General features: G+C 54.0%; 18 protein-coding genes and 1 pseudogene. 15 read left to right on the top strand and 4 right to left on the bottom strand.

Annotated elements, in window-relative coordinates; translation table 11 throughout:
* Positions 1-4 precede the first annotated feature (4 nt).
* From rbsA to kup, 3 genes are all read right to left on the bottom strand, one after another.
* Positions 5-1510: a ribose ABC transporter ATP-binding protein RbsA gene (gene rbsA, locus ACJ69_RS17290; protein WP_054829790.1), complete on the bottom strand. Its 1506-nt coding sequence runs from the start codon at positions 1508-1510 to the stop codon at positions 5-7.
* Between the two features lie 7 nt (positions 1511-1517).
* Positions 1518-1937: a D-ribose pyranase gene (gene rbsD / locus ACJ69_RS17285; protein ID WP_003862392.1), complete on the bottom strand. Its 420-nt coding sequence runs from the start codon at positions 1935-1937 to the stop codon at positions 1518-1520.
* 197 nt (positions 1938-2134) lie between these two features.
* On the bottom strand, positions 2135-4003 hold the full coding sequence (gene kup, locus ACJ69_RS17280; protein ID WP_032662093.1) for a low affinity potassium transporter Kup: 1869 nt from the start codon (positions 4001-4003) through the stop codon (positions 2135-2137).
* 222 nt (positions 4004-4225) lie between these two features.
* On the opposite strand from kup, the pseudogene ravA reads away from it, so the two are divergent.
* Together ravA and viaA are read left to right on the top strand one after the other, a co-directional pair.
* Positions 4226-5721, top strand: a pseudogene (gene ravA, locus ACJ69_RS17275) (ATPase RavA).
* Positions 5715-7166 carry an ATPase RavA stimulator ViaA gene (gene viaA, locus ACJ69_RS17270; protein WP_054829783.1) on the top strand — a complete coding sequence of 484 codons (1452 nt, stop codon included), beginning with the start codon at positions 5715-5717 and terminating at the stop codon, positions 7164-7166. Before ravA ends, viaA begins: the two are co-directional and overlap by 7 nt.
* On the opposite strand, the gene asnA is transcribed toward viaA, so the two are convergent.
* On the bottom strand, positions 7167-8159 hold the full coding sequence (asnA, locus tag ACJ69_RS17265; protein WP_054829784.1) for an aspartate--ammonia ligase: 993 nt from the start codon (positions 8157-8159) through the stop codon (positions 7167-7169).
* Positions 8160-8310: 151 nt separating this feature from the next.
* Here asnA and asnC point away from each other — a divergent pair, with 151 nt between their 5' ends.
* The 13 genes from asnC to ACJ69_RS17200 all read left to right on the top strand — a co-directional run bounded on the left by asnC (position 8311) and on the right by ACJ69_RS17200 (position 19807).
* Positions 8311-8769 carry a transcriptional regulator AsnC gene (asnC, locus tag ACJ69_RS17260; protein ID WP_023333916.1) on the top strand — a complete coding sequence of 153 codons (459 nt, stop codon included), beginning with the start codon at positions 8311-8313 and terminating at the stop codon, positions 8767-8769.
* A gap of 90 nt (positions 8770-8859) precedes the next feature.
* Entirely contained in the window at positions 8860-9309 is a 450-nt protein-coding gene (mioC, locus tag ACJ69_RS17255) for an FMN-binding protein MioC (RefSeq protein ID WP_023309786.1), read from the top strand.
* Between the two features lie 374 nt (positions 9310-9683).
* Entirely contained in the window at positions 9684-11573 is a 1890-nt protein-coding gene (mnmG, locus tag ACJ69_RS17250) for a tRNA uridine-5-carboxymethylaminomethyl(34) synthesis enzyme MnmG (protein WP_059347385.1), read from the top strand.
* 107 nt (positions 11574-11680) lie between these two features.
* Positions 11681-12304: a 16S rRNA (guanine(527)-N(7))-methyltransferase RsmG gene (rsmG, locus tag ACJ69_RS17245; RefSeq protein ID WP_059347384.1), complete on the top strand. Its 624-nt coding sequence runs from the start codon at positions 11681-11683 to the stop codon at positions 12302-12304.
* A gap of 616 nt (positions 12305-12920) precedes the next feature.
* Positions 12921-13301, top strand: coding sequence for a F0F1 ATP synthase subunit I (gene atpI, locus ACJ69_RS17240; RefSeq protein WP_023333920.1), 381 nt, complete (start codon positions 12921-12923; stop codon positions 13299-13301).
* Between the two features lie 8 nt (positions 13302-13309).
* On the top strand, positions 13310-14125 hold the full coding sequence (atpB, locus tag ACJ69_RS17235; protein ID WP_023309789.1) for a F0F1 ATP synthase subunit A: 816 nt from the start codon (positions 13310-13312) through the stop codon (positions 14123-14125).
* Positions 14126-14174: 49 nt separating this feature from the next.
* Complete coding sequence (atpE, locus tag ACJ69_RS17230; RefSeq protein ID WP_000429386.1) at positions 14175-14414, top strand: F0F1 ATP synthase subunit C; 240 nt, start codon at positions 14175-14177, stop codon at positions 14412-14414.
* Between the two features lie 51 nt (positions 14415-14465).
* On the top strand, positions 14466-14936 hold the full coding sequence (gene atpF, locus ACJ69_RS17225) for a F0F1 ATP synthase subunit B (RefSeq protein WP_014072436.1): 471 nt from the start codon (positions 14466-14468) through the stop codon (positions 14934-14936).
* Positions 14937-14950: 14 nt separating this feature from the next.
* Entirely contained in the window at positions 14951-15484 is a 534-nt protein-coding gene (atpH, locus tag ACJ69_RS17220) for a F0F1 ATP synthase subunit delta (protein WP_023309790.1), read from the top strand.
* 12 nt (positions 15485-15496) lie between these two features.
* The gene (gene atpA / locus ACJ69_RS17215; protein WP_006808751.1) at positions 15497-17038 is read left to right on the top strand and encodes a F0F1 ATP synthase subunit alpha; all 1542 of its coding nucleotides are present in this window, start codon (positions 15497-15499) and stop codon (positions 17036-17038) included.
* A 51-nt stretch (positions 17039-17089) separates the two neighbouring features.
* Entirely contained in the window at positions 17090-17953 is an 864-nt protein-coding gene (atpG, locus tag ACJ69_RS17210; RefSeq protein ID WP_008500191.1) for a F0F1 ATP synthase subunit gamma, read from the top strand.
* Between the two features lie 31 nt (positions 17954-17984).
* Entirely contained in the window at positions 17985-19367 is a 1383-nt protein-coding gene (gene atpD, locus ACJ69_RS17205; protein WP_006177559.1) for a F0F1 ATP synthase subunit beta, read from the top strand.
* A 20-nt stretch (positions 19368-19387) separates the two neighbouring features.
* The gene (locus tag ACJ69_RS17200) at positions 19388-19807 is read left to right on the top strand and encodes a F0F1 ATP synthase subunit epsilon (protein WP_006177560.1); all 420 of its coding nucleotides are present in this window, start codon (positions 19388-19390) and stop codon (positions 19805-19807) included.
* The last annotated feature ends 115 nt before the right edge of the window (positions 19808-19922 follow it).

Below are 19922 nucleotides of genomic sequence, written 5' to 3'. Positions count from 1 at the left end.
CTTCTTACTCCTGATTCACGCGATTAAGCTTGCCCACAGCGGCAGCCATCAGAACTTCCTGGGTGGCCTGCTCGCGAGTGAATTCACCGCCGAGATGCCCTTCATGCATGACGATAATGCGATCGCTCATGCCTAATACTTCTGGCATCTCGGAAGAGACCAGAATGATGCTCAGACCGTCGGCCTTAAACTGATTAATCAGCTGATAGATCTCTTTCTTTGCGCCCACGTCCACGCCGCGGGTTGGCTCGTCGAGGATCAGCACTTTCGGGCGCGTCATCAGCCCGCGCGCAATCGCCACTTTCTGCTGATTACCGCCGGATAAGAGGCCAATCGCCTGCTCCATCGACGGGGTTTTAACGTTAAAGAGGCGGATAAAATCGCTCACCGCCTGCTGCTCATCTTTATGCTTCAGGCTACCGCCGCTGCGGCTGAAATAGCGCAGCGCGGTCAGGGACATGTTCTCTTTCACCGACATGCCCAGCACTAAGCCGTCGCGTTTGCGGTCTTCGGAGATATAGACGATGCCGTTCGCCAGGCCATCCTGCGGAGAGCGGGTGACCACTTCATGACCGTCGAGAGTGATATAACCGCTGGTGCGCGGCAGTGCGCCGTACAACACTTTCATCAGCTCTGTACGTCCGGCACCCATCAGGCCCGCCACGCCCAGGATCTCGCCCTGGCGCAGGGTAAAGGTCACATCGTTCACGCCCGGACCGCAGAGGTTGTCCACCTTCAGGCGGATCTCACCCGGCGCTTTCTCCAGATGCGGATACTGATCTTCGAGCTTACGTCCCACCATCATTTCGATAAGCGTATCTTCGGTCAGCGTGGCCACTTCGCGCTCGGCAATAAACTGCCCGTCGCGGAAGACGGTGACGTCATCGCAGATTTCGAAGATCTCTTTCATGCGGTGAGAGATATAGACAATCCCGCGCCCCTGCGACTTCAGCTCGCGGATCACGCGGAACAGGGATTCGGTTTCGGTATCGGTCAGGGCGTCGGTCGGTTCATCCATAATGATGACCTTCGACTCAAAGCTCAGCACCTTGGCAATTTCCACCATCTGCTGATCGCCAATGGAGAGATCGCCTACCAGACGGTCGCTCTTAAAGCGCAGGTTCAGCTTCGCCAGCAGCTTGTCCGCTTCGGCATACATGGTTTTCCAGTCGATTTTGCCGAACCGGTTAACAAACTCGCGGCCGAGGAAGATGTTTTCCGCAATGGTGAGCTGCGGGATCAGGTTCAGCTCCTGGTGAATAATACCGATGCCCGCTTCCTGAGAGGATTTCGGGCCATTGAAGGTGGTCTCTTTTCCCAGCCAGACGAGTGAACCGGCATCGCGTTGATAGATACCGGTCAGCACTTTCATCATGGTGGATTTGCCGGCACCGTTTTCGCCCACCAGCGCCATCACGCGCCCGGGGTAGACGTTCAGCGCCGCGCCGGAGAGGGCTTTTACGCCCGGGAACGACTTATCGATCCCTTTGAGTTGCAGTAATGCGTCCATGATGGCCTCAGAAGGTGACGCCAGCACAGAGAATGATATTCGCATACGGGGAACACTCCCCGCTGCGAATCACCGCCTGACTGTCTGCGGTTTGTTGTTTGAACTGTTCGTGCGTCGTGTAACGAATTTCTATGGTGTTTCCCTGGTGTTGTTGCAGTTGCTCAATATGGCTGAGCAACGTTTCGTGGAGTTGCGGATTATGTTGTTTGATTTCCGCCGCGAGAATGGCTGCCTCAACCTGCATCTCCGCCGTCACAACTTCCAGTACCTGCATAAACGAGGGTACACCCTGCGTTAACGCCATATCGATACGGGTTGTGCTGCGCGGAACCGGTAAGCCTGCATCGCAAACCACCAGCGTATCGGTATGCCCAAGACGGGAAATAACCGATGAGATTTCTGAGTTGAGTACCGTGCCTTTCTTCATTTTCTTGCTCCACTAGCGAAACGTTTCGCTGACATCAGTTTAATCTCAAGAATGTTCAGAAAACCATCATGACGTAACAGATTTGTGATCGACGTCGAAACGTTTCGCTAAGTGAAATGCAAAGACAATTATTGAGGGTTGGCGAGGGGTTTGGTAGGCCGGGTAAGCGAAGCGCCACCCGGCATTTTCAGAAGGGATTAGATCTCGACCTGCGTTCCCAGCTCAATCACGCGGTTAGGCGGGATCTCAAACTGGTCAGGCGCGCGCAGGGCATTACGCTGCAGGATGAGGTACAACTTGCCGCGCAGGCGCAGATACCACGGGCGCTTGCCGATGATCAGCGACTCGTGCGACATAAAGAACGACGTCTCCATCATCCGGCAGCTCAGCCCTTCCAGGCCGCAGCGGTGGAACACCTCTTCCACGTTTGGCGTTTCGCGCCAGCCGTAGCTTGCCACCACGCGCCAGAAGGTCGGCGACAGCTGCTCGATCTGCACGCGACGCACGTTGTGTACATACGGCGCATCTTCGGTGCGCAGCGTCAGCAGGATCACGCGCTCGTGCAGCACTTTGTTGTGCTTGAGGTTATGCATCAGCGCGAACGGAATGACGTTCAGCGCGCGAGACATATATACCGCAGTACCCGGCACGCGGACCGGCGGGGATTTCTCCAGAGAAGCGATCATCGCCTCAAGAGAGTTTCCGTGCTCGTGCATGCGGCGCAGCAGGCGGAAGCGCTCGCTTTTCCAGGTGGTCATGACAATGAACATCACCAGACCCAGCGTCAGCGGCAGCCAGCCACCGGAGACAATTTTGTCGAGGTTCGCTGAGAACAGCGGCACGTCGATAAACAGGAAGCCCACCAGAATCATCGCCACGAGGAATTTATTCCAGTGCCAGTTTCGGTACGCCACCGTGGTGGAGAGAATCGATGTCAGCACCATCGTACCGGTTACGGCAATACCGTACGCCGCAGCCAGGTTACTGGAGTGCTCGAAGCTGACGATAACAATGACAACAGCGAAATAGAGGAGCCAGTTAACGAACGGGATGTAGATCTGGCCCGACTCCATTTCTGAGGTATGGATGATGCGCATCGGCGAGAGATACCCCAGACGCACGGCCTGGCGCGTCAGAGAAAACACGCCGGAAATCACCGCCTGGGAAGCAATGACGGTCGCCAGCGTCGCCAGGATCAGCATCGGCACCAGCGCCCAGTCAGGCGCCAGCAGGAAGAACGGGTTCTTGATCGCTTCAGGGTTTTTAAGCAACAGCGCGCCCTGACCGAAGTAGTTCAGCACCAGCGACGGGAGCACCACAATAAACCATGCCACGCGGATAGGCAGTTTCCCGAAGTGGCCCATGTCAGCATACAGCGCTTCCACACCGGTGATGGAGAGCACGACGGCCCCCAGCGCCACGAAGGAAACCACTTTGTATTCGAGGAAGAAATGCACCGCCCAGTAAGGGTTCAGCGCATGCAGCACTTCCGGGTTCGCGATAATGCTGCGCAAGCCAAGCGCCGCCAGGATAAGGAACCAGGCCAGCATAATCGGCGCGAACAGTTTGCCCACCAGCCCTGTACCGTGCTTCTGGATCATGAACAGCAGCGTCAGGACAATAATGGCCAGCGGAACCACCCATGAATCGAGCTGCGGAGCGATAATCTCCAGCCCCTCTATCGCCGACAGCACCGAGATAGCCGGCGTTATCACCACTTCCCCGTAGAAGAAACTGCCGCCAATCAGGCCGATAATGACTAGCACAGAGGTCATCCTGGCAGAGGTATTACGCCCGGCAAGAGACATCAGGGTCAGGATCCCACCTTCACCTGCGTTATCAGCACGCATAACGAAGGAGAGATATTTAACGGAAACCACCAGGATCAGCAGCCAGAAAATGAGGGACAGGAAGCCAAACACGGCATCGCGTTCAACACCAAAACCAAACTGGCCGGACAGACATTCACGAAGCGTATAAAGCGGGCTGGTGCCGATATCACCGTAGACAACCCCGATCGCCGCAAGCGTTATTGCGGGTAATGATTGCTTATTATCAGTGCTCATAGACTAGTCTTTTCGTTTAAATAACAAATGTGTTCCCGGTCCCTTGGCCCACAAAAAGCGCACAGTATGCACGATTCATTGCAAAATCGTACCCCTAAATGCAACCGCATTAATGTAGCGCAAAGAAAATTGCGCCGCACTTCAGTCTATTACCAGCCCTGACTGAAACGTCTATACTCGCTTCAATTGGCCGCCACGACGGCGAAAGGATGCAAAACTATTATGGCTCACTCACATTTATTAGCAGAAAGAATTTCCCGCCTCAGCAGCGCACTGGAGAAAGGCCTTTTCGAGCGTAGCCACGCCATTCGCCTGTGTTTACTGGCGGCGCTGAGCGGTGAAAGCGTGTTTTTGCTGGGACCGCCGGGCATTGCCAAAAGCCTGATCGCCCGCAGGCTCAAATTTGCTTTTCAGAACGCCCGCGCCTTCGAATATCTCATGACCCGCTTTTCCACCCCAGAAGAAGTTTTTGGCCCGCTTTCCATTCAGGCGCTGAAAGATGAAGGGCGCTATGAGCGCTTGACGGCGGGGTATCTGCCTGAGGCTGAGATTGTTTTTCTTGATGAGATCTGGAAAGCGGGGCCGCCTATTCTGAACACGCTGCTCACGGCGATAAACGAACGTCGATTCCGTAACGGCGCCAGTGAAGAGAAAATCCCGATGCGCCTGCTGGTGGCCGCCTCTAACGAACTGCCTGAAGCCGACAGCAGTCTGGAAGCGCTGTATGACCGTATGCTTATCCGCCTGTGGCTGGACAAAGTGCAGGATAAGTCCAACTTCCGCTCCATGCTGGTCAGCCAGCAGGATGAAAGTGAAAACCCGGTATCCGCTTCGCTGCAGGTGACGGATGAGGAGTATCACCAGTGGCAGCAGGATATCGGCAAAATCAAACTGCCAGACGCTGTCTTCGAGCTGATCTATCTGCTGCGCCAGCAGCTTGATCTCATCCCCTCAGCACCCTATGTCTCCGATCGCCGGTGGAAAAAGCGATCCGCCTGCTGCAGGCGAGCGCCCTGTTCAGCGGCCGTGATGCCGTCGCGCCAATCGATCTGATCCTGCTGAAAGATTGCCTCTGGCACGATGCAGAAGGCATGAATCTGATGCAGCAGCAGCTTGACGTTTTGATGACCGGACACGCCTGGGGACAGCAGGCAATGCTCAACCAGCTGGGGGCTATTGCCCAGCGACGCATCCAGCTCCAGCAGCAGCAAAGTGATAAAACCGCGCTGAAAGTGAATCGCCTTGGGGGCATGTTCGCCCGCAAACCGCACTACGAGCTTCCCGCGGATCTGACCGGCGCAACGCTAACGCTGCTGCTCCAGCAGCCGCTTAAACTGCATGATATGCAGGTGGTGCACATTACGATTGAGCGCGAGGCGCTGGCGCAGTGGCTGGATAAGGGCGGAGAGATCCGAGGAAAACTCAACGGCATTGGTTTCGCGCAGCCGCTGAATATGGAAGTGGACAGCAGCCAGCACCTGGTGATCCGCGACGTCAGCCTCCAGGGATCGCGTCTTGCGCTTCCGGGAACCGCTTCGGATAGCGTGCCGGAAGAGATTAAGCAGCAGCTGGAAGCGCTGGATACCGAATGGCATCAGCAGCACACCCGCTTTAGCGAGCAGCAAAAATGCCTCTTTATTCATAGCGACTGGTTAGGTCGCATCGAAGCCAGCCTGCAGGACGTCAGCGCGCAGATCAAACAGGCGCGTCAATGCTAACGCTGGATACGCTTAACGTCATGCTGGCCGTCAGTGAGGAAGGTCTGATCGAGGAGGTAGTTATTACCCTCCTGGCATCGCCGCAGCTGGCGGCCTTCTTCGAAAAATTTCCGAAGCTTAAAAAGGCGATGACGGACGATCTGCCCCGCTGGCGAGAAAATTTGCGTCAGCGGTTCAGGGAGACCGAAGTTCCTCCTGAGTTAACGGAAGAGGTGGCCTGCTATCAGCAGTGCCAGCGGCTCTCCACGTCGCAGTTTATCGTCCAGCTCCCGCAAACCCTGACGTTGCTCGATAACGTCCACTCTCCGTTTGCCAGCCAGGCCCGGGCGCTGGTCACGGATAACGCCACCTTTACCCCCGCACTGCATACCCTCTTCTTACAGCGCTGGCGCCTCAGCCTGGTGGTTCAGGCCACAACGCTGAATCAGCAGCTGCTGGATGAAGAGCGTGAACAGCTGCTCAGTGAAGTTCAGGAACGGATGACGCTGAGCGGCCAGCTTGAACAGGTGCTGGTGGAGAATGAAAACGCCGCCGGACGTCTGTGGGACATGAGCGCCGGGCAGCTGAAGCGCGGTGACTACCAGCTGATCGTGAAGTACGGCGATTTTCTGGCGCAGCAGCCGGAGCTGATGAAGCTTGCAGAACAGCTGGGTCGCTCAAGGGAGGCAAAATCGGTCCCAAAGAAAGATGCCCCGATGGAAACCTTCCGCACCCTGGTGCGCGAACCGGCTACCGTGCCGGAGCAGGTCGACGGGCTCCAGCAAAGCGATGACATTTTGCGCCTGCTGCCGACCGAGCTGAGCACGCTGGGGATGACCGAGCTGGAGTATGAGTTCTATCGTCGGCTGGTGGAAAAACAGCTTCTCACCTATCGACTGCACGGCGAAGCCTGGCGCGAGAAAGTCAGCCAACGGCCGGTCGTCCATCAGGATTTTGATGAACAGCCGCGCGGGCCATTCATTGTTTGCGTGGATACATCCGGTTCGATGGGCGGGTTTAACGAGCAGTGTGCGAAGGCGTTCTGTCTGGCACTGATGCGCGTCGCGCTCGCCGATCGCCGTCGCTGCTTCATTATGCTTTTCTCCAGCGAGGTGGTGGGCTATGAGCTGACGAACCAGCAGGGTATCGAGCAGGCAATCCGCTTCCTGAGCCAGCGTTTTCGCGGCGGCACGGATCTGGCCAGCTGCTTTCGCAGCATTGTGGAGCGTATGCAGGGTGGCGACTGGTACGACGCTGACGCGGTGGTGATTTCCGATTTTATTGCCCAGCGGCTGCCGGATGACGTGGTGAATAAGGTGAAGGAGTTACAGCGGGTGCATCAGCACCGTTTTCACGCGGTGGCGATGTCAGCCCATGGAAAACCCGGCATCATGCGCATCTTCGATCATATCTGGCGCTTTGATACCGGGTTGCGTAGCCGCCTGCTCAGACGCTGGCAGCGTTAATTACAGAAGAGAACCGACGCTTTCACGTACCTGCTGCGGCCAGACGCCACACTGAACCTGACCGATATGGGGTAATTGCAGCAGCAGCATGGTCAGACGGGACTGGCCGATACCGCCGCCGATCGTCTGAGGCATTTCACCGCGCAGCAGCGCCTGGTGCCACTCGAGTTTGAGACGATCTTCATCACCGGTGAGCGCCAGCTGGCGCTTCAGCGCGTCGGCATCAACGCGGATCCCCATAGATGAAAGCTCGAATGCGTCTTCCAGTACCGGGTTCCACACCAGAATATCGCCGTTCAGCCCGGCAAATTCGCCCTCACCCGCAGTGCTCCAGTCATCATAATCCGGCGCGCGAACGTCGTGGCGTTTGCCATCAGACAGTTTGCCGCCGATACCTATCAGGAATACAGCACCTAATTCTTTAGCGATCGCACGCTCGCGACCTTTAGCATCGAGATTCGGGAAGCGGCTCAGCAGCTCCTGGCTGTGGACAAAATGGATCGTATCCGGCAGGAACGGTGCCAGACCAAACTCTTTGCTCACGGCCGCTTCGGTTGCTTTGATCCCGGCGTAGATCGCCTCAACGGTGGATTTCAGCGTACCGACGTGGCGTTCACCATCACCCATTACGCGCTCCCAGTCCCATTGGTCAACGTAAACGGAATGAATCGGAGAAAGGCGGTCTTCATCGGGACGAAGGGCTTTCATGTGCGTGTAGAGCCCTTCGCCCGCGCTGAAGTCGTGTTGCCCCAGAGTTTGACGCTTCCACTTCGCCAGGGAATGAACCACTTCGAACTGAGCGTCTGGCAGTGTTTTCACTTTCACCTGTACCGCTTTTTCGCATCCAGACAAGTTATCCTGGGTCCCGTCACCCACGCGGCTCAGAATCGGCGCCTGAACTTCAATAAGGCCAAGCTTCTCTTCCAGCTGGCGGGAAAAATAGGATTTTACGAAACTGATCTGGCGTTGTTTTGCGATGTAAGCGGTTTTCATTATTTATACTCCTGCGTCCTGTTGATATTGATTAAGCAACAGAAATGGCATCATATTCAATAACTCATCAACAAAAAGCCACCTTCACTTTTGATTCGATAAAATTAAACGCTAGAATAGGGTGATTCATTAATCTTCATAAGAAAAAGCTATGGAAAATTATCAGATCGACAATCTCGACCGCGGCATCCTGGAGGCCTTAATGGCCAATGCCCGTACCGCCTACGCCGAACTGGCAAAACAGTTTGGCGTCAGCCCGGGAACCATTCACGTCCGCGTAGAGAAGATGAAGCAGGCGGGGATCATTACCGGCGCACGCATTGACGTCAGTCCTAAACATCTGGGTTACGACGTCTGCTGCTTCATCGGCATCATTCTTAAAAGCGCCAAAGACTACCCTTCCGCCCTGGCGAAGCTGAACGCGCTGGATGAAGTCACCGAGGCGTATTACACCACCGGGCATTACAGCATCTTTATTAAAGTCATGTGCCGATCCATCGACGCCCTCCAGCAGGTACTTATCAACAAGATCCAAACAATCGATGAAATTCAGTCCACCGAGACGCTGATCTCCCTGCAAAACCCGATCATGCGTACCATCCGCCCGTGATCGGGCAAATTCATTCCCACATTTTCCACAGGTAGATCCCAGCTCGTTCACAGCGTACAATGGCCGTCTCTTTATCTGGGCGAGCGATCAATGGCGGACATTACCCTTATCAGCGGCAGCACCCTTGGTGGTGCGGAATACGTAGCGGAACACCTGGCTGAAAAGCTGGAAGATGCGGGCTTTTCTACGGAAACCCTGCACGGTCCGTTGCTTGAAGATCTCCCGACTGACGGGGTCTGGCTGCTGATCACCTCCACGCACGGCGCGGGCGATCTGCCGGATAACCTGCAACCTTTATATGACGAACTGCTGGAACAGCAGCCCGATCTGTCAAACGTCCGTTTTGGCGCGGTGGGGATCGGCAGTCGTGAATATGACACCTTTTGCGGGGCAATAGAGAAAGTTGAAGCCGCTGTTACCTCCTGTGGAGCAAAACAGCTGGGTGAAACGCTCAAGATCAACATCCTCGATCATGACATTCCGGAGGATCCAGCCGAGATCTGGCTCGCGGAATGGAAAAATTTACTCAAAAACGATTAAAGATCGCGCGAACAGATGTGGATAACTCTGGTTAAAAGCTCGTATTAACCCGTAGTTATCCAAAGAACAACTGTTGTATCGTTTTTGACCTGTGTATAAAGTCGCGATCTGATCCCAGCTTATACTGTCCAGGATCACCGATCATTCACAGCAAACGATCCTTTCTAACTGCATGATCTTATTTATGAGATCGGACTTATCCACACAAGTTCGCGATCCTAATAAGAGATCACAATAGAACAGATCTCTAAATAAAAAGATCTTCTTTTTAATAGCCCAGGATCCCAATGCTTTCTCGAAAGACTAAAGTTGAGTAGAATCCACGGCCCGGGCTTCAATCCATTTTCATACCGCTTTACGCGAGGCAGATCACCATGTTTTATCAGGATCCTTTTGACGTCATCATCATTGGCGGGGGTCATGCAGGCACTGAGGCCGCAATGGCCGCAGCGCGTATGGGTCAGCAGACCCTGCTTTTGACACACAATATCGACACGCTGGGACAAATGTCCTGTAATCCGGCGATTGGCGGCATTGGGAAAGGACACCTGGTAAAAGAAGTGGATGCACTTGGCGGCCTGATGGCGAAAGCGATCGATCATGCAGGCATCCAGTTTAGGATACTAAACGCGAGTAAAGGTCCCGCCGTGCGTGCGACCCGTGCCCAGGCAGACCGCGTGCTATACCGTCAGGCTGTGCGCACCGCCCTGGAGAACCAGCCGAATCTGATGATCTTCCAGCAGGCGGTTGAAGATCTTATCGTTGAGAACGATCGCGTCGTAGGTGCCGTGACCCAGATGGGTCTCAAATTCCGTGCGAAAGCCGTGGTGCTGACCGTGGGCACATTCCTGGACGGTAAAATTCATATCGGTCTGGATAACTACAGCGGTGGCCGTGCCGGCGATCCGCCGTCTATTCCACTGTCTCGCCGTCTGCGTGAACTGCCGCTGCGCGTCAGCCGCCTGAAAACTGGTACGCCGCCGCGTATTGATGCGCGCACCATTGATTTCAGCGTCCTGGCGCAACAGCACGGTGATAATCCGATGCCGGTGTTCTCGTTCATGGGCAATGCGGCTCAGCATCCGCAGCAGGTACCGTGCTACATCACGCATACCAACGAGAAAACCCATAACGTGATCCGCAATAACCTCGATCGCAGCCCCATGTATGCCGGCGTGATCGAAGGGATCGGCCCACGCTACTGTCCGTCGATCGAAGACAAAGTGATGCGCTTTGCCGATCGTAACCAGCACCAGATCTTCCTGGAGCCGGAAGGGCTGACCTCAAATGAAATTTATCCGAACGGCATCTCCACCAGCCTGCCGTTCGATGTACAGATGCAAATTGTTCGCTCAATGCAGGGGATGGAGAATGCGAAAATCGTTCGGCCCGGCTACGCTATTGAGTACGATTTCTTCGATCCGCGCGACCTGAAGCCAACCCTGGAAAGCAAATTCATCCACGGTCTGTTCTTCGCGGGGCAGATTAACGGCACCACCGGCTACGAAGAAGCGGCTGCACAGGGTCTGCTTGCTGGTCTGAACGCCGCACGCTTCTCCGCTGAGAAAGAGGGTTGGGCGCCAGGCCGTTCTCAGGCGTATCTGGGCGTGCTGGTTGACGATCTCTGCACGCTGGGTACCAAAGAGCCGTACCGTATGTTTACCTCTCGCGCGGAATATCGCCTGATGCTGCGCGAAGATAACGCCGACCTGCGTCTGACCGAAATGGGCCGCGAGCTGGGTCTGGTCGATGACAAGCGCTGGGCGCGGTTTAACGAAAAGCTGGAACGCATTGAACAGGAACGCCAGCGCCTGAAAACCACCTGGGTGAATCCGCAGGCGGAAACCGCTGCCGAAGTAAACGCTCACTTAACCGCGCCGCTGTCGCGTGAAGCCAGCGGGGAAGATCTGCTGCGCCGTCCTGAAGTCACCTACGAGAACCTGGTCAAACTGACCGCGTTTGCGCCGGGCCTGGAAGACGCCGAAGCGGCAGAGCAGGTTGAGATCCAGGTGAAGTACGAAGGTTACATCGCGCGTCAGCAGGATGAGATCGAGAAACAGCAGCGTAACGAAAACACGCTGCTGCCGGAAATGCTGGACTACCGCCAGGTGACGGGCCTTTCCAACGAAGTGATCGCCAAGCTGAACGATCACAAACCGGTATCGATCGGTCAGGCATCCCGTATCTCCGGCGTCACGCCTGCAGCGATTTCGATCCTGCTGGTCTGGCTGAAAAAGCAGGGCATGCTGCGCCGCAGCGCGTAATTCCCAGAACATTGCCCGGTGGCGCTGCGCTTACCGGGCCTGATGAACCCGTAGGGCGGGTAAGCGAAGCGCCACCCGCCACCTAAGTTTTCCAACAGGTATTCACCGTGCTTAACAAACTCTCTCGTCTGCTGGATCAGGCAGGTATTTCGCTCACCGATCACCAGAAAAATCAGCTGGTGGCCTATGTCGATATGCTGAACAAATGGAACAAAGCGTACAACCTGACCTCAGTACGTGACCCCAACGAGATGCTGGTACGCCATATTCTCGATAGCATCGTGGTTGCCCCGTGGCTGAAAGGTGAGCGTTTTATCGACGTGGGTACGGGACCTGGTTTACCGGGCATTCCTCTGTCGATAGTTCGCCCTGAGTGCCACTTCACGCTGCTGGACAGCCTTGGCAAGCGCGTGCGCTTTTTACGTCAGGTACAGCATGAGCTGAAGCTTGAAAACATCACGCCCGTGCAGAGCAGGGTAGAGGAGTTCCCGGCAGAGCCGCCGTTTGACGGTGTTATCAGCCGCGCGTTTGCTTCGCTCAATGATATGGTGAGCTGGTGTAAGCACTTGCCTGCAGAGAATGGCCGCTTTTATGCGCTGAAAGGGCAGTTGCCAGGCGATGAAATTGAACAGCTCCCGGACGGTTTTGCTGTTGAATCCATCGAGAAATTACACATTCCTCAGCTCGATGGGGAGCGTCATCTGGTGATAATTAAGCCAAACAATTTTTAAAAAATTAATAAAAAATGTGGAATTTGTGCTGTTCTTCGCATGTTAAAAAACAGCACAACTACCGGGGATTTACCGGTGAGCTTTTAACCTCTTTTTCACTAAGGTTTTTCTTCTGGTTAACCTGGCCACTTTTATTCACCGAGAAGATAGTCATCTGTGAAAATATAAGTCTGCTAAAAGTGGAAGGCAGCAACCAGAACGCAATGTTAATTATTTATTAAGAATGTCAATAAAACGTTTTTATTGTGTACTGGGCTGTTTTGAAAATAGTTACGACTTTTTGCTTTTAATTTCATAAAGATAAATTTATGCGATTTGCGCCTTTGATAAATACAACCTTATCGCAAATGTGTGTTTTGTGATCTCGTGCACGCTTTATCGCCAACGTTTTCGCGCTGTTTGCAGTTTTGGTCGAAGGTTGACGCTTTCAGCGAAAGTTAAAAAATAGCGGTGGGGAAAAATATTTAAACATTTATTCACCTTTTCGCTACTTAATGTTTGAAATCACGGGTGCGCACCGTATAATTTGACCGCTTTTTGATGCTTGACTCTGAGCCTTAAAGGACGTTTTATACGACACGCGGCATACCTCGAAGGGAGCAGGAGTAAAAACGTGATGTCTGTGTCGCTCTTGAGTAGAAACGTTGCTCGTAAGCTTCTGTTCGTTCAGTTTCTGGCTGTGATAGCAAGTGGACTGCTGTTTAGCCTCAAAGACCCCTTCTGGGGCATCTCCGCCGTGTGCGGGGGTTTGGCGGTTGTGCTGCCAAACGTGTTGTTTATGATTTTTGCCTGGCGTCATCAGGCGCATACACCCGCCAAAGGCCGCGTGGCCTGGTCCTTCGCCCTCGGCGAAGTGTGTAAGGTGTTGCTGACCTTTGCTTTACTGGTGATGGCGCTGGCTGTTTTGAAAGTGGTCTTCATGCCGCTGATAGCAACGTGGGTTTTGGTGCTGGTGGTACAAGTTCTGGCTCCAGCTGTAATCAATAACAAAGGGTAAAAGGCATCATGGCTTCAGAAAATATGACGCCGCAGGATTACATAGGTCACCATCTGAATAACCTTCAGCTGGACCTGCGTACATTCTCGCTGGTGGATCCACATAACCCCCCGGCCACCTTCTGGACGATCAACATCGACTCCATGTTCTTCTCGGTGGTTTTGGGTCTTCTGTTCCTGGCCATGTTCCGCGGTGTTGCTAAACGAGCGACCAGCGGTGTACCAGGGAAATTCCAGACATTCATCGAAATGATCATCGGCTTTGTCCATGGCAGCGTCAAAGACATGTACCATGGTAAGAGCAAGCTGATTGCTCCGCTGGCCCTGACCGTGTTCGTTTGGGTCTTCCTGATGAACCTGATGGACCTGCTGCCAATCGATCTGCTGCCGTTTATCGGCGAGCACATCTTCGGCCTGCCAGCGCTGCGTGTTGTACCGTCTGCGGACGTGAACATCACCCTGTCGATGGCGCTGGGCGTATTTATCCTGATTCTTTTCTACAGCATCAAAATGAAAGGCGTAAGCGGCTTTGTGAAAGAGCTTACCTTGCAGCCGTTCAACCACTGGGCGTTTATTCCGGTCAACCTGATCCTGGAAGGCGTTAGCCTGCTGTCCAAACCTGTTTCACTGGGTCTGCGACTGTTCGGCAACATGTATGCGGGTGAGCTGATTTTCATTCTGATCGCGGGTCTTCTGCCGTGGTGGTCACAGTGGATTCTGAATGTGCCATGGGCCATTTTCCACATCCTGATCATTACGCTGCAAGCCTTTATCTTCATGGTTCTGACGATCGTCTATCTGTCGATGGCGTCTGAAGAGCACTGATTTTTTACCAACACTACTACGTTTTAATTGAAACAAACTGGAGACTGTCATGGAAAACCTGAATATGGATCTGCTGTACATGGCTGCCGCTGTGATGATGGGTCTGGCGGCTATCGGTGCTGCGATCGGTATCGGCATCCTCGGGGGCAAATTCCTGGAAGGCGCAGCGCGTCAACCTGATCTGATTCCTCTGCTGCGTACTCAGTTCTTTATCGTTATGGGTCTGGTGGATGCTATCCCAATGATCGCTGTAGGTCTGGGTCTGTACGTGATGTTTGCTGTCGCGTAGTAGTAGTAGTTTTAAAACCCTAACCCACAGAAATTAAAGAGGTATTGTGCTGTGAACATGAACGCAACAATCCTCGGCCAGGCCATCGCGTTTATTCTCTTTGTCTGGTTCTGCATGAAGTATGTATGGCCGCCTTTAATGGCTGCCATCGAAAAACGTCAGAAAGAAATTGCTGACGGTCTGGCTTCCGCAGAACGCGCTAAGAAAGATTTGGACCTTGCACAGGCCAACGCGACAGACCAGCTGAAAAAAGCGAAAGCTGAAGCTCAGGTAATCATTGAACAGGCTAACAAACGCCGTTCTCAGATCCTGGACGAAGCCAAAGCTGAAGCAGAACAGGAACGTACTAAGATCGTGACACAGGCTCAGGCAGAAATTGATGCTGAGCGTAAACGTGCTCGTGAAGAACTGCGTAAGCAGGTTGCGATTCTGGCTGTTGCTGGCGCCGAGAAGATCATCGAACGTTCCGTGGATGAAGCTGCTAACAGCGACATCGTGGACAAACTTGTCGCTGAACTGTAAGGAGGGAGGGGCTGATGTCTGAATTTGTTACGGTAGCTCGCCCCTACGCCAAAGCAGCTTTTGACTTTGCTGTCGAACACCAAAATGTCGATCGCTGGCAGGATATGCTGGCGTTTGCCGCTGAGGTGACGAAAAACGAACAAATGGCTGAGTTGCTTTCCGGTGCGTTAGCACCTGAAACTCTCGCCGCGTCGTTTATCGCCGTGTGCGGAGAGCAACTGGATGCCAACGGCCAGAACCTGATTAAGGTGATGGCAGAAAATGGTCGTCTCCGTGTGCTCCCGGATGTTCTCGAGCAGTTTGAGCACTTACGTGCCCTTAGTGAAGCAACCGCTGAAGTCGAAGTGACTTCTGCGACTGAACTGAGTAATGAACAGCTTGCGAAAATCACCGCCGCGATGGAAAAACGTCTGTCACGCAAAGTTAAGCTGAATTGCAAAATCGATAAGTCTGTAATGGCAGGCGTAATCATCCGTTCGGGTGATATGGTCATTGATGGCAGCGTACGCGGCCGTCTTGAACGCCTTGCAGACGTCTTGCAGTCTTAAGGGGACTGGAGCATGCAACTGAATTCCACCGAAATCAGCGAACTGATCAAGCAGCGCATTGCTCAGTTCAGTGTTGTGAGTGAAGCTCACAACGAAGGTACTATTGTTTCTGTAAGTGACGGTGTTATCCGCATCCACGGCCTGGCCGATTGTATGCAGGGTGAGATGATTTCCCTGCCGGGTAACCGTTACGCTATCGCACTGAACCTGGAGCGCGACTCCGTAGGTGCAGTTGTGATGGGTCCATATGCTGACCTCGCCGAAGGCATGAAGGTTAAGTGTACTGGCCGTATTCTGGAAGTGCCGGTTGGCCGTGGCCTGCTGGGTCGCGTTGTTAACACCCTGGGTGCGCCAATCGACGGTAAAGGTCCGGTTGAGCACGATGGCTTCTCCCCAATCGAAGTTATCGCACCAGGCGTTATCGACCGTCAGTCCGTAGATCAGCCTGTTCAGACAGGTTATAAGTCCGTTGATGCCATGATCCCAATCGGTCGTGGTCAGCGTGAACTGATCATCGGTGACCGTCAGACCGGTAAAACCGCGATGGCAATCGACGCCATCATCAACCAGCGTGACTCCGGTATCAAATGCGTGTACGTGGCCATCGGCCAGAAAGCGTCCACCATTTCCAACGTGGTTCGTAAACTGGAAGAGCACGGTGCACTGTCTAACACCATCGTTGTGGTAGCAACCGCGTCTGAATCTGCTGCACTGCAATACCTGGCGCCATACGCCGGTTGCGCAATGGGCGAATACTTCCGTGACCGCGGTGAAGATGCGCTGATCGTATACGATGACCTGTCTAAACAGGCTGTTGCTTATCGTCAGGTTTCCCTGCTGCTCCGTCGTCCACCTGGACGTGAAGCGTTCCCTGGCGACGTATTCTACCTCCACTCTCGTCTGCTGGAGCGTGCTTCCCGCGTTAACGCGGAATACGTCGAGAACTTCACCAAAGGTGAAGTGAAGGGTAAAACGGGCTCTCTGACCGCTCTGCCGATCATTGAAACCCAGGCGGGTGACGTTTCTGCGTTCGTTCCGACCAACGTAATCTCCATTACCGATGGTCAGATCTTCCTGGAAACCAACCTGTTTAACTCCGGTATTCGTCCGGCGGTTAACCCGGGTATCTCCGTATCCCGTGTTGGTGGTGCTGCTCAGACCAAGATCATCAAGAAACTGTCCGGTGGTATCCGTACCGCGCTGGCACAGTATCGTGAACTGGCTGCGTTCTCTCAGTTCGCATCCGATCTGGACGAAGCAACCCGTAAACAGCTGAGCCACGGTCAGAAAGTGACCGAGCTGCTGAAGCAGAAACAGTACGCACCAATGTCTGTTGCTCAGCAGGGCCTTGTACTGTTCGCGGCTGAACGCGGTTACCTCGAAGATGTGGAACTGGCGAAAATCGGTAGCTTCGAAGCCGCTCTGCTGGCTTACGTCGACCGTGATCACGCTCCGCTGATGCAAGAGATCAACCAGACCGGTGGCTATAACGACGAAATCGAAGGCAAGCTGAAAGCTATCCTCGATTCCTTCAAAGCAACCCAATCCTGGTAATCGTCCGGCGGCTTGTCTCAGGACAAGCCGCCTGGCATTGAGGAGAAGCTCATGGCCGGCGCAAAAGAGATACGTAGTAAGATCGCAAGCGTCCAGAACACGCAAAAGATCACTAAAGCGATGGAGATGGTCGCCGCTTCCAAAATGCGTAAATCGCAGGATCGCATGGCGGCCAGCCGTCCTTATGCAGAAACCATGCGCAAAGTGATTGGTCACCTTGCAAACGGTAATCTGGAATATAAGCACCCTTACCTGGAAGAACGCGACGTTAAGCGCGTGGGCTATCTGGTGGTGTCGACCGACCGTGGTCTGTGTGGCGGCTTGAACATTAACCTGTTCAAAAAACTGCTGGCGGATATGAAAGCATGGTCTGAAAAAGGCGTTCAGTGCGATATCGCAATGATCGGCTCTAAAGGCGTCTCTTTCTTTAACTCCGTTGGTGGCAACATTGTCGCTCAGGTGACCGGTATGGGTGATAACCCGTCCCTGTCCGAACTGATCGGCCCGGTTAAAGTGATGTTGCAGGCCTATGATGAAGGCCGTCTGGACAGACTGTACGTTGTCAGCAACAAATTCATTAACACCATGTCTCAGGTTCCAACGCTCACTCAGATGCTGCCGTTACCGGCATCAGAAGATGACGAGCTGAAGCAAAAAGCCTGGGATTACCTGTATGAACCCGATCCGAAACCGCTGCTGGATACCCTGCTGCGTCGTTACGTTGAATCTCAGGTTTATCAGGGCGTTGTAGAAAACCTGGCCAGCGAGCAGGCCGCACGAATGGTGGCGATGAAAGCCGCGACCGATAATGGCGGCAGCCTGATTAAAGAGCTGCAGTTGGTTTACAACAAAGCTCGTCAGGCCAGCATTACTCAGGAACTCACCGAGATCGTCTCGGGGGCCGCCGCGGTTTAACCAGGTTTACGAATTACGTAGAGGATTCAAGATGGCTACTGGAAAGATTGTCCAGGTAATCGGCGCCGTGGTGGACGTCGAGTTCCCTCAGGACGCCGTACCACGCGTGTACGACGCGCTTGAGGTACAGAATGGTAACGAGAGCCTGGTGCTGGAAGTTCAGCAGCAGCTCGGCGGCGGTATCGTGCGTACCATCGCGATGGGTTCTTCCGACGGTCTGCGTCGTGGTCTGGAAGTCAAAGACCTTGAGCACCCGATCGAAGTCCCGGTAGGTAAAGCAACACTGGGTCGTATCATGAACGTATTGGGTCAACCAATCGACATGAAAGGCGACATCGGTGAAGAAGAGCGTTGGGCTATCCACCGCGCGGCACCTTCCTACGAAGAGCTGTCCAGCTCTCAGGAACTGCTGGAAACCGGTATCAAAGTTATCGACCTGATGTGTCCGTTCGCGAAGGGCGGTAAAGTCGGTCTGTTCGGTGGTGCGGGTGTTGGTAAAACCGTAAACATGATGGAGCTGATCCGTAACATCGCGATCGAGCACTCCGGTTACTCCGTGTTTGCGGGCGTAGGTGAACGTACTCGTGAGGGTAACGACTTCTACCACGAAATGACCGACTCCAACGTTCTGGACAAAGTATCCCTGGTTTACGGCCAGATGAACGAGCCACCAGGAAACCGTCTGCGCGTTGCGCTGACCGGTCTGACGATGGCTGAGAAGTTCCGTGATGAAGGCCGTGACGTTCTGCTGTTCGTTGATAACATCTATCGTTACACCCTGGCCGGTACGGAAGTATCTGCACTGCTGGGTCGTATGCCTTCAGCGGTAGGTTACCAGCCTACGCTGGCGGAAGAGATGGGTGTTCTTCAGGAACGTATCACCTCTACCAAAACCGGTTCTATCACCTCCGTTCAGGCGGTATACGTACCTGCGGATGACTTGACTGACCCATCTCCAGCAACCACCTTTGCGCACTTAGATGCAACCGTGGTACTGAGCCGTCAGATCGCGTCTCTGGGTATCTACCCGGCCGTTGACCCGCTGGACTCCACCAGCCGTCAGCTGGATCCACTGGTTGTGGGTCAGGAACACTACGACACCGCGCGTGGCGTACAGTCCCTGCTGCAGCGTTACCAGGAACTGAAAGACATCATCGCCATCCTGGGTATGGATGAACTGTCTGAAGAAGACAAACTGGTGGTAGCACGTGCGCGTAAGATCCAGCGCTTCCTGTCCCAGCCGTTCTTCGTTGCGGAAGTATTCACCGGTTCTCCGGGTAAATACGTTTCCCTGAAAGACACCATCCGTGGCTTTAAAGGCATCATGGAAGGCGAATACGATCACCTGCCAGAGCAGGCGTTCTACATGGTTGGTTCCATCGACGAAGCCGTGGAAAAAGCCAAAAAACTTTAACGCCTTAATCGGAGGGTGATATGGCAATGACTTACCACCTGGACGTCGTCAGCGCAGAGCAACAAATGTTCTCTGGTCTGGTCGAGAAAATCCAGGTAACGGGTAGTGAAGGTGAACTGGGTATTTTCCCGGGTCACGCACCGCTGCTCACCGCCATTAAGCCTGGTATGATCCGCATCGTTAAACAGTTCGGTCACGAAGAGTTTATCTATCTGTCCGGCGGCATTCTTGAAGTGCAGCCTGGCAGTGTGACCGTTCTGGCCGATACCGCTATCCGTGGCCAGGATCTCGACGAAGCGCGAGCCCTGGAATCGAAGCGTAAGGCTGAAGAGCACATTAGCAGCTCTCATGGTGACGTGGATTACGCTCAGGCGTCTGCGGAGCTGGCCAAAGCGATCGCGAAACTGCGCGTTATCGAGTTGACCAAAAAAGCGATGTAACACCGGCTTGAAAAGCACAAAAGCCAGTCTGGATCCCAGGCTGGCTTTTTTTTTCGGCCTTAATTCATGATGAAAAAGATGTAGAATTTTAAGCATCAAACGTTTTTACTTCACA

The sequence above is a fragment of the Enterobacter asburiae genome, assembly GCF_001521715.1.
Lineage (GTDB): Bacteria > Pseudomonadota > Gammaproteobacteria > Enterobacterales > Enterobacteriaceae > Enterobacter > Enterobacter asburiae.
This window is presented reverse-complemented; position numbering and strand designations above follow the sequence as displayed.

What these genes read in the sequence shown, in the direction of transcription:
- rbsA (WP_054829790.1), bottom strand. Translation starts at nt 1,510, where the DNA reads ATGGACGCATTACTGCAACTCAAAGGGATCGATAAGTCGTTCCCGGGC.
- rbsD (WP_003862392.1), bottom strand. Translation starts at nt 1,937, where the DNA reads ATGAAGAAAGGCACGGTACTCAACTCAGAAATCTCATCGGTTATTTCC.
- kup (WP_032662093.1), bottom strand. Translation starts at nt 4,003, where the DNA reads ATGAGCACTGATAATAAGCAATCATTACCCGCAATAACGCTTGCGGCG.
- viaA (WP_054829783.1), top strand. Translation starts at nt 5,715, where the DNA reads ATGCTAACGCTGGATACGCTTAACGTCATGCTGGCCGTCAGTGAGGAA.
- asnA (WP_054829784.1), bottom strand. Translation starts at nt 8,159, where the DNA reads ATGAAAACCGCTTACATCGCAAAACAACGCCAGATCAGTTTCGTAAAA.
- asnC (WP_023333916.1), top strand. Translation starts at nt 8,311, where the DNA reads ATGGAAAATTATCAGATCGACAATCTCGACCGCGGCATCCTGGAGGCC.
- mioC (WP_023309786.1), top strand. Translation starts at nt 8,860, where the DNA reads ATGGCGGACATTACCCTTATCAGCGGCAGCACCCTTGGTGGTGCGGAA.
- mnmG (WP_059347385.1), top strand. Translation starts at nt 9,684, where the DNA reads ATGTTTTATCAGGATCCTTTTGACGTCATCATCATTGGCGGGGGTCAT.
- atpI (WP_023333920.1), top strand. Translation starts at nt 12,921, where the DNA reads ATGTCTGTGTCGCTCTTGAGTAGAAACGTTGCTCGTAAGCTTCTGTTC.
- atpB (WP_023309789.1), top strand. Translation starts at nt 13,310, where the DNA reads ATGGCTTCAGAAAATATGACGCCGCAGGATTACATAGGTCACCATCTG.
- atpE (WP_000429386.1), top strand. Translation starts at nt 14,175, where the DNA reads ATGGAAAACCTGAATATGGATCTGCTGTACATGGCTGCCGCTGTGATG.
- atpH (WP_023309790.1), top strand. Translation starts at nt 14,951, where the DNA reads ATGTCTGAATTTGTTACGGTAGCTCGCCCCTACGCCAAAGCAGCTTTT.
- atpA (WP_006808751.1), top strand. Translation starts at nt 15,497, where the DNA reads ATGCAACTGAATTCCACCGAAATCAGCGAACTGATCAAGCAGCGCATT.
- atpG (WP_008500191.1), top strand. Translation starts at nt 17,090, where the DNA reads ATGGCCGGCGCAAAAGAGATACGTAGTAAGATCGCAAGCGTCCAGAAC.
- atpD (WP_006177559.1), top strand. Translation starts at nt 17,985, where the DNA reads ATGGCTACTGGAAAGATTGTCCAGGTAATCGGCGCCGTGGTGGACGTC.
- ACJ69_RS17200 (WP_006177560.1), top strand. Translation starts at nt 19,388, where the DNA reads ATGGCAATGACTTACCACCTGGACGTCGTCAGCGCAGAGCAACAAATG.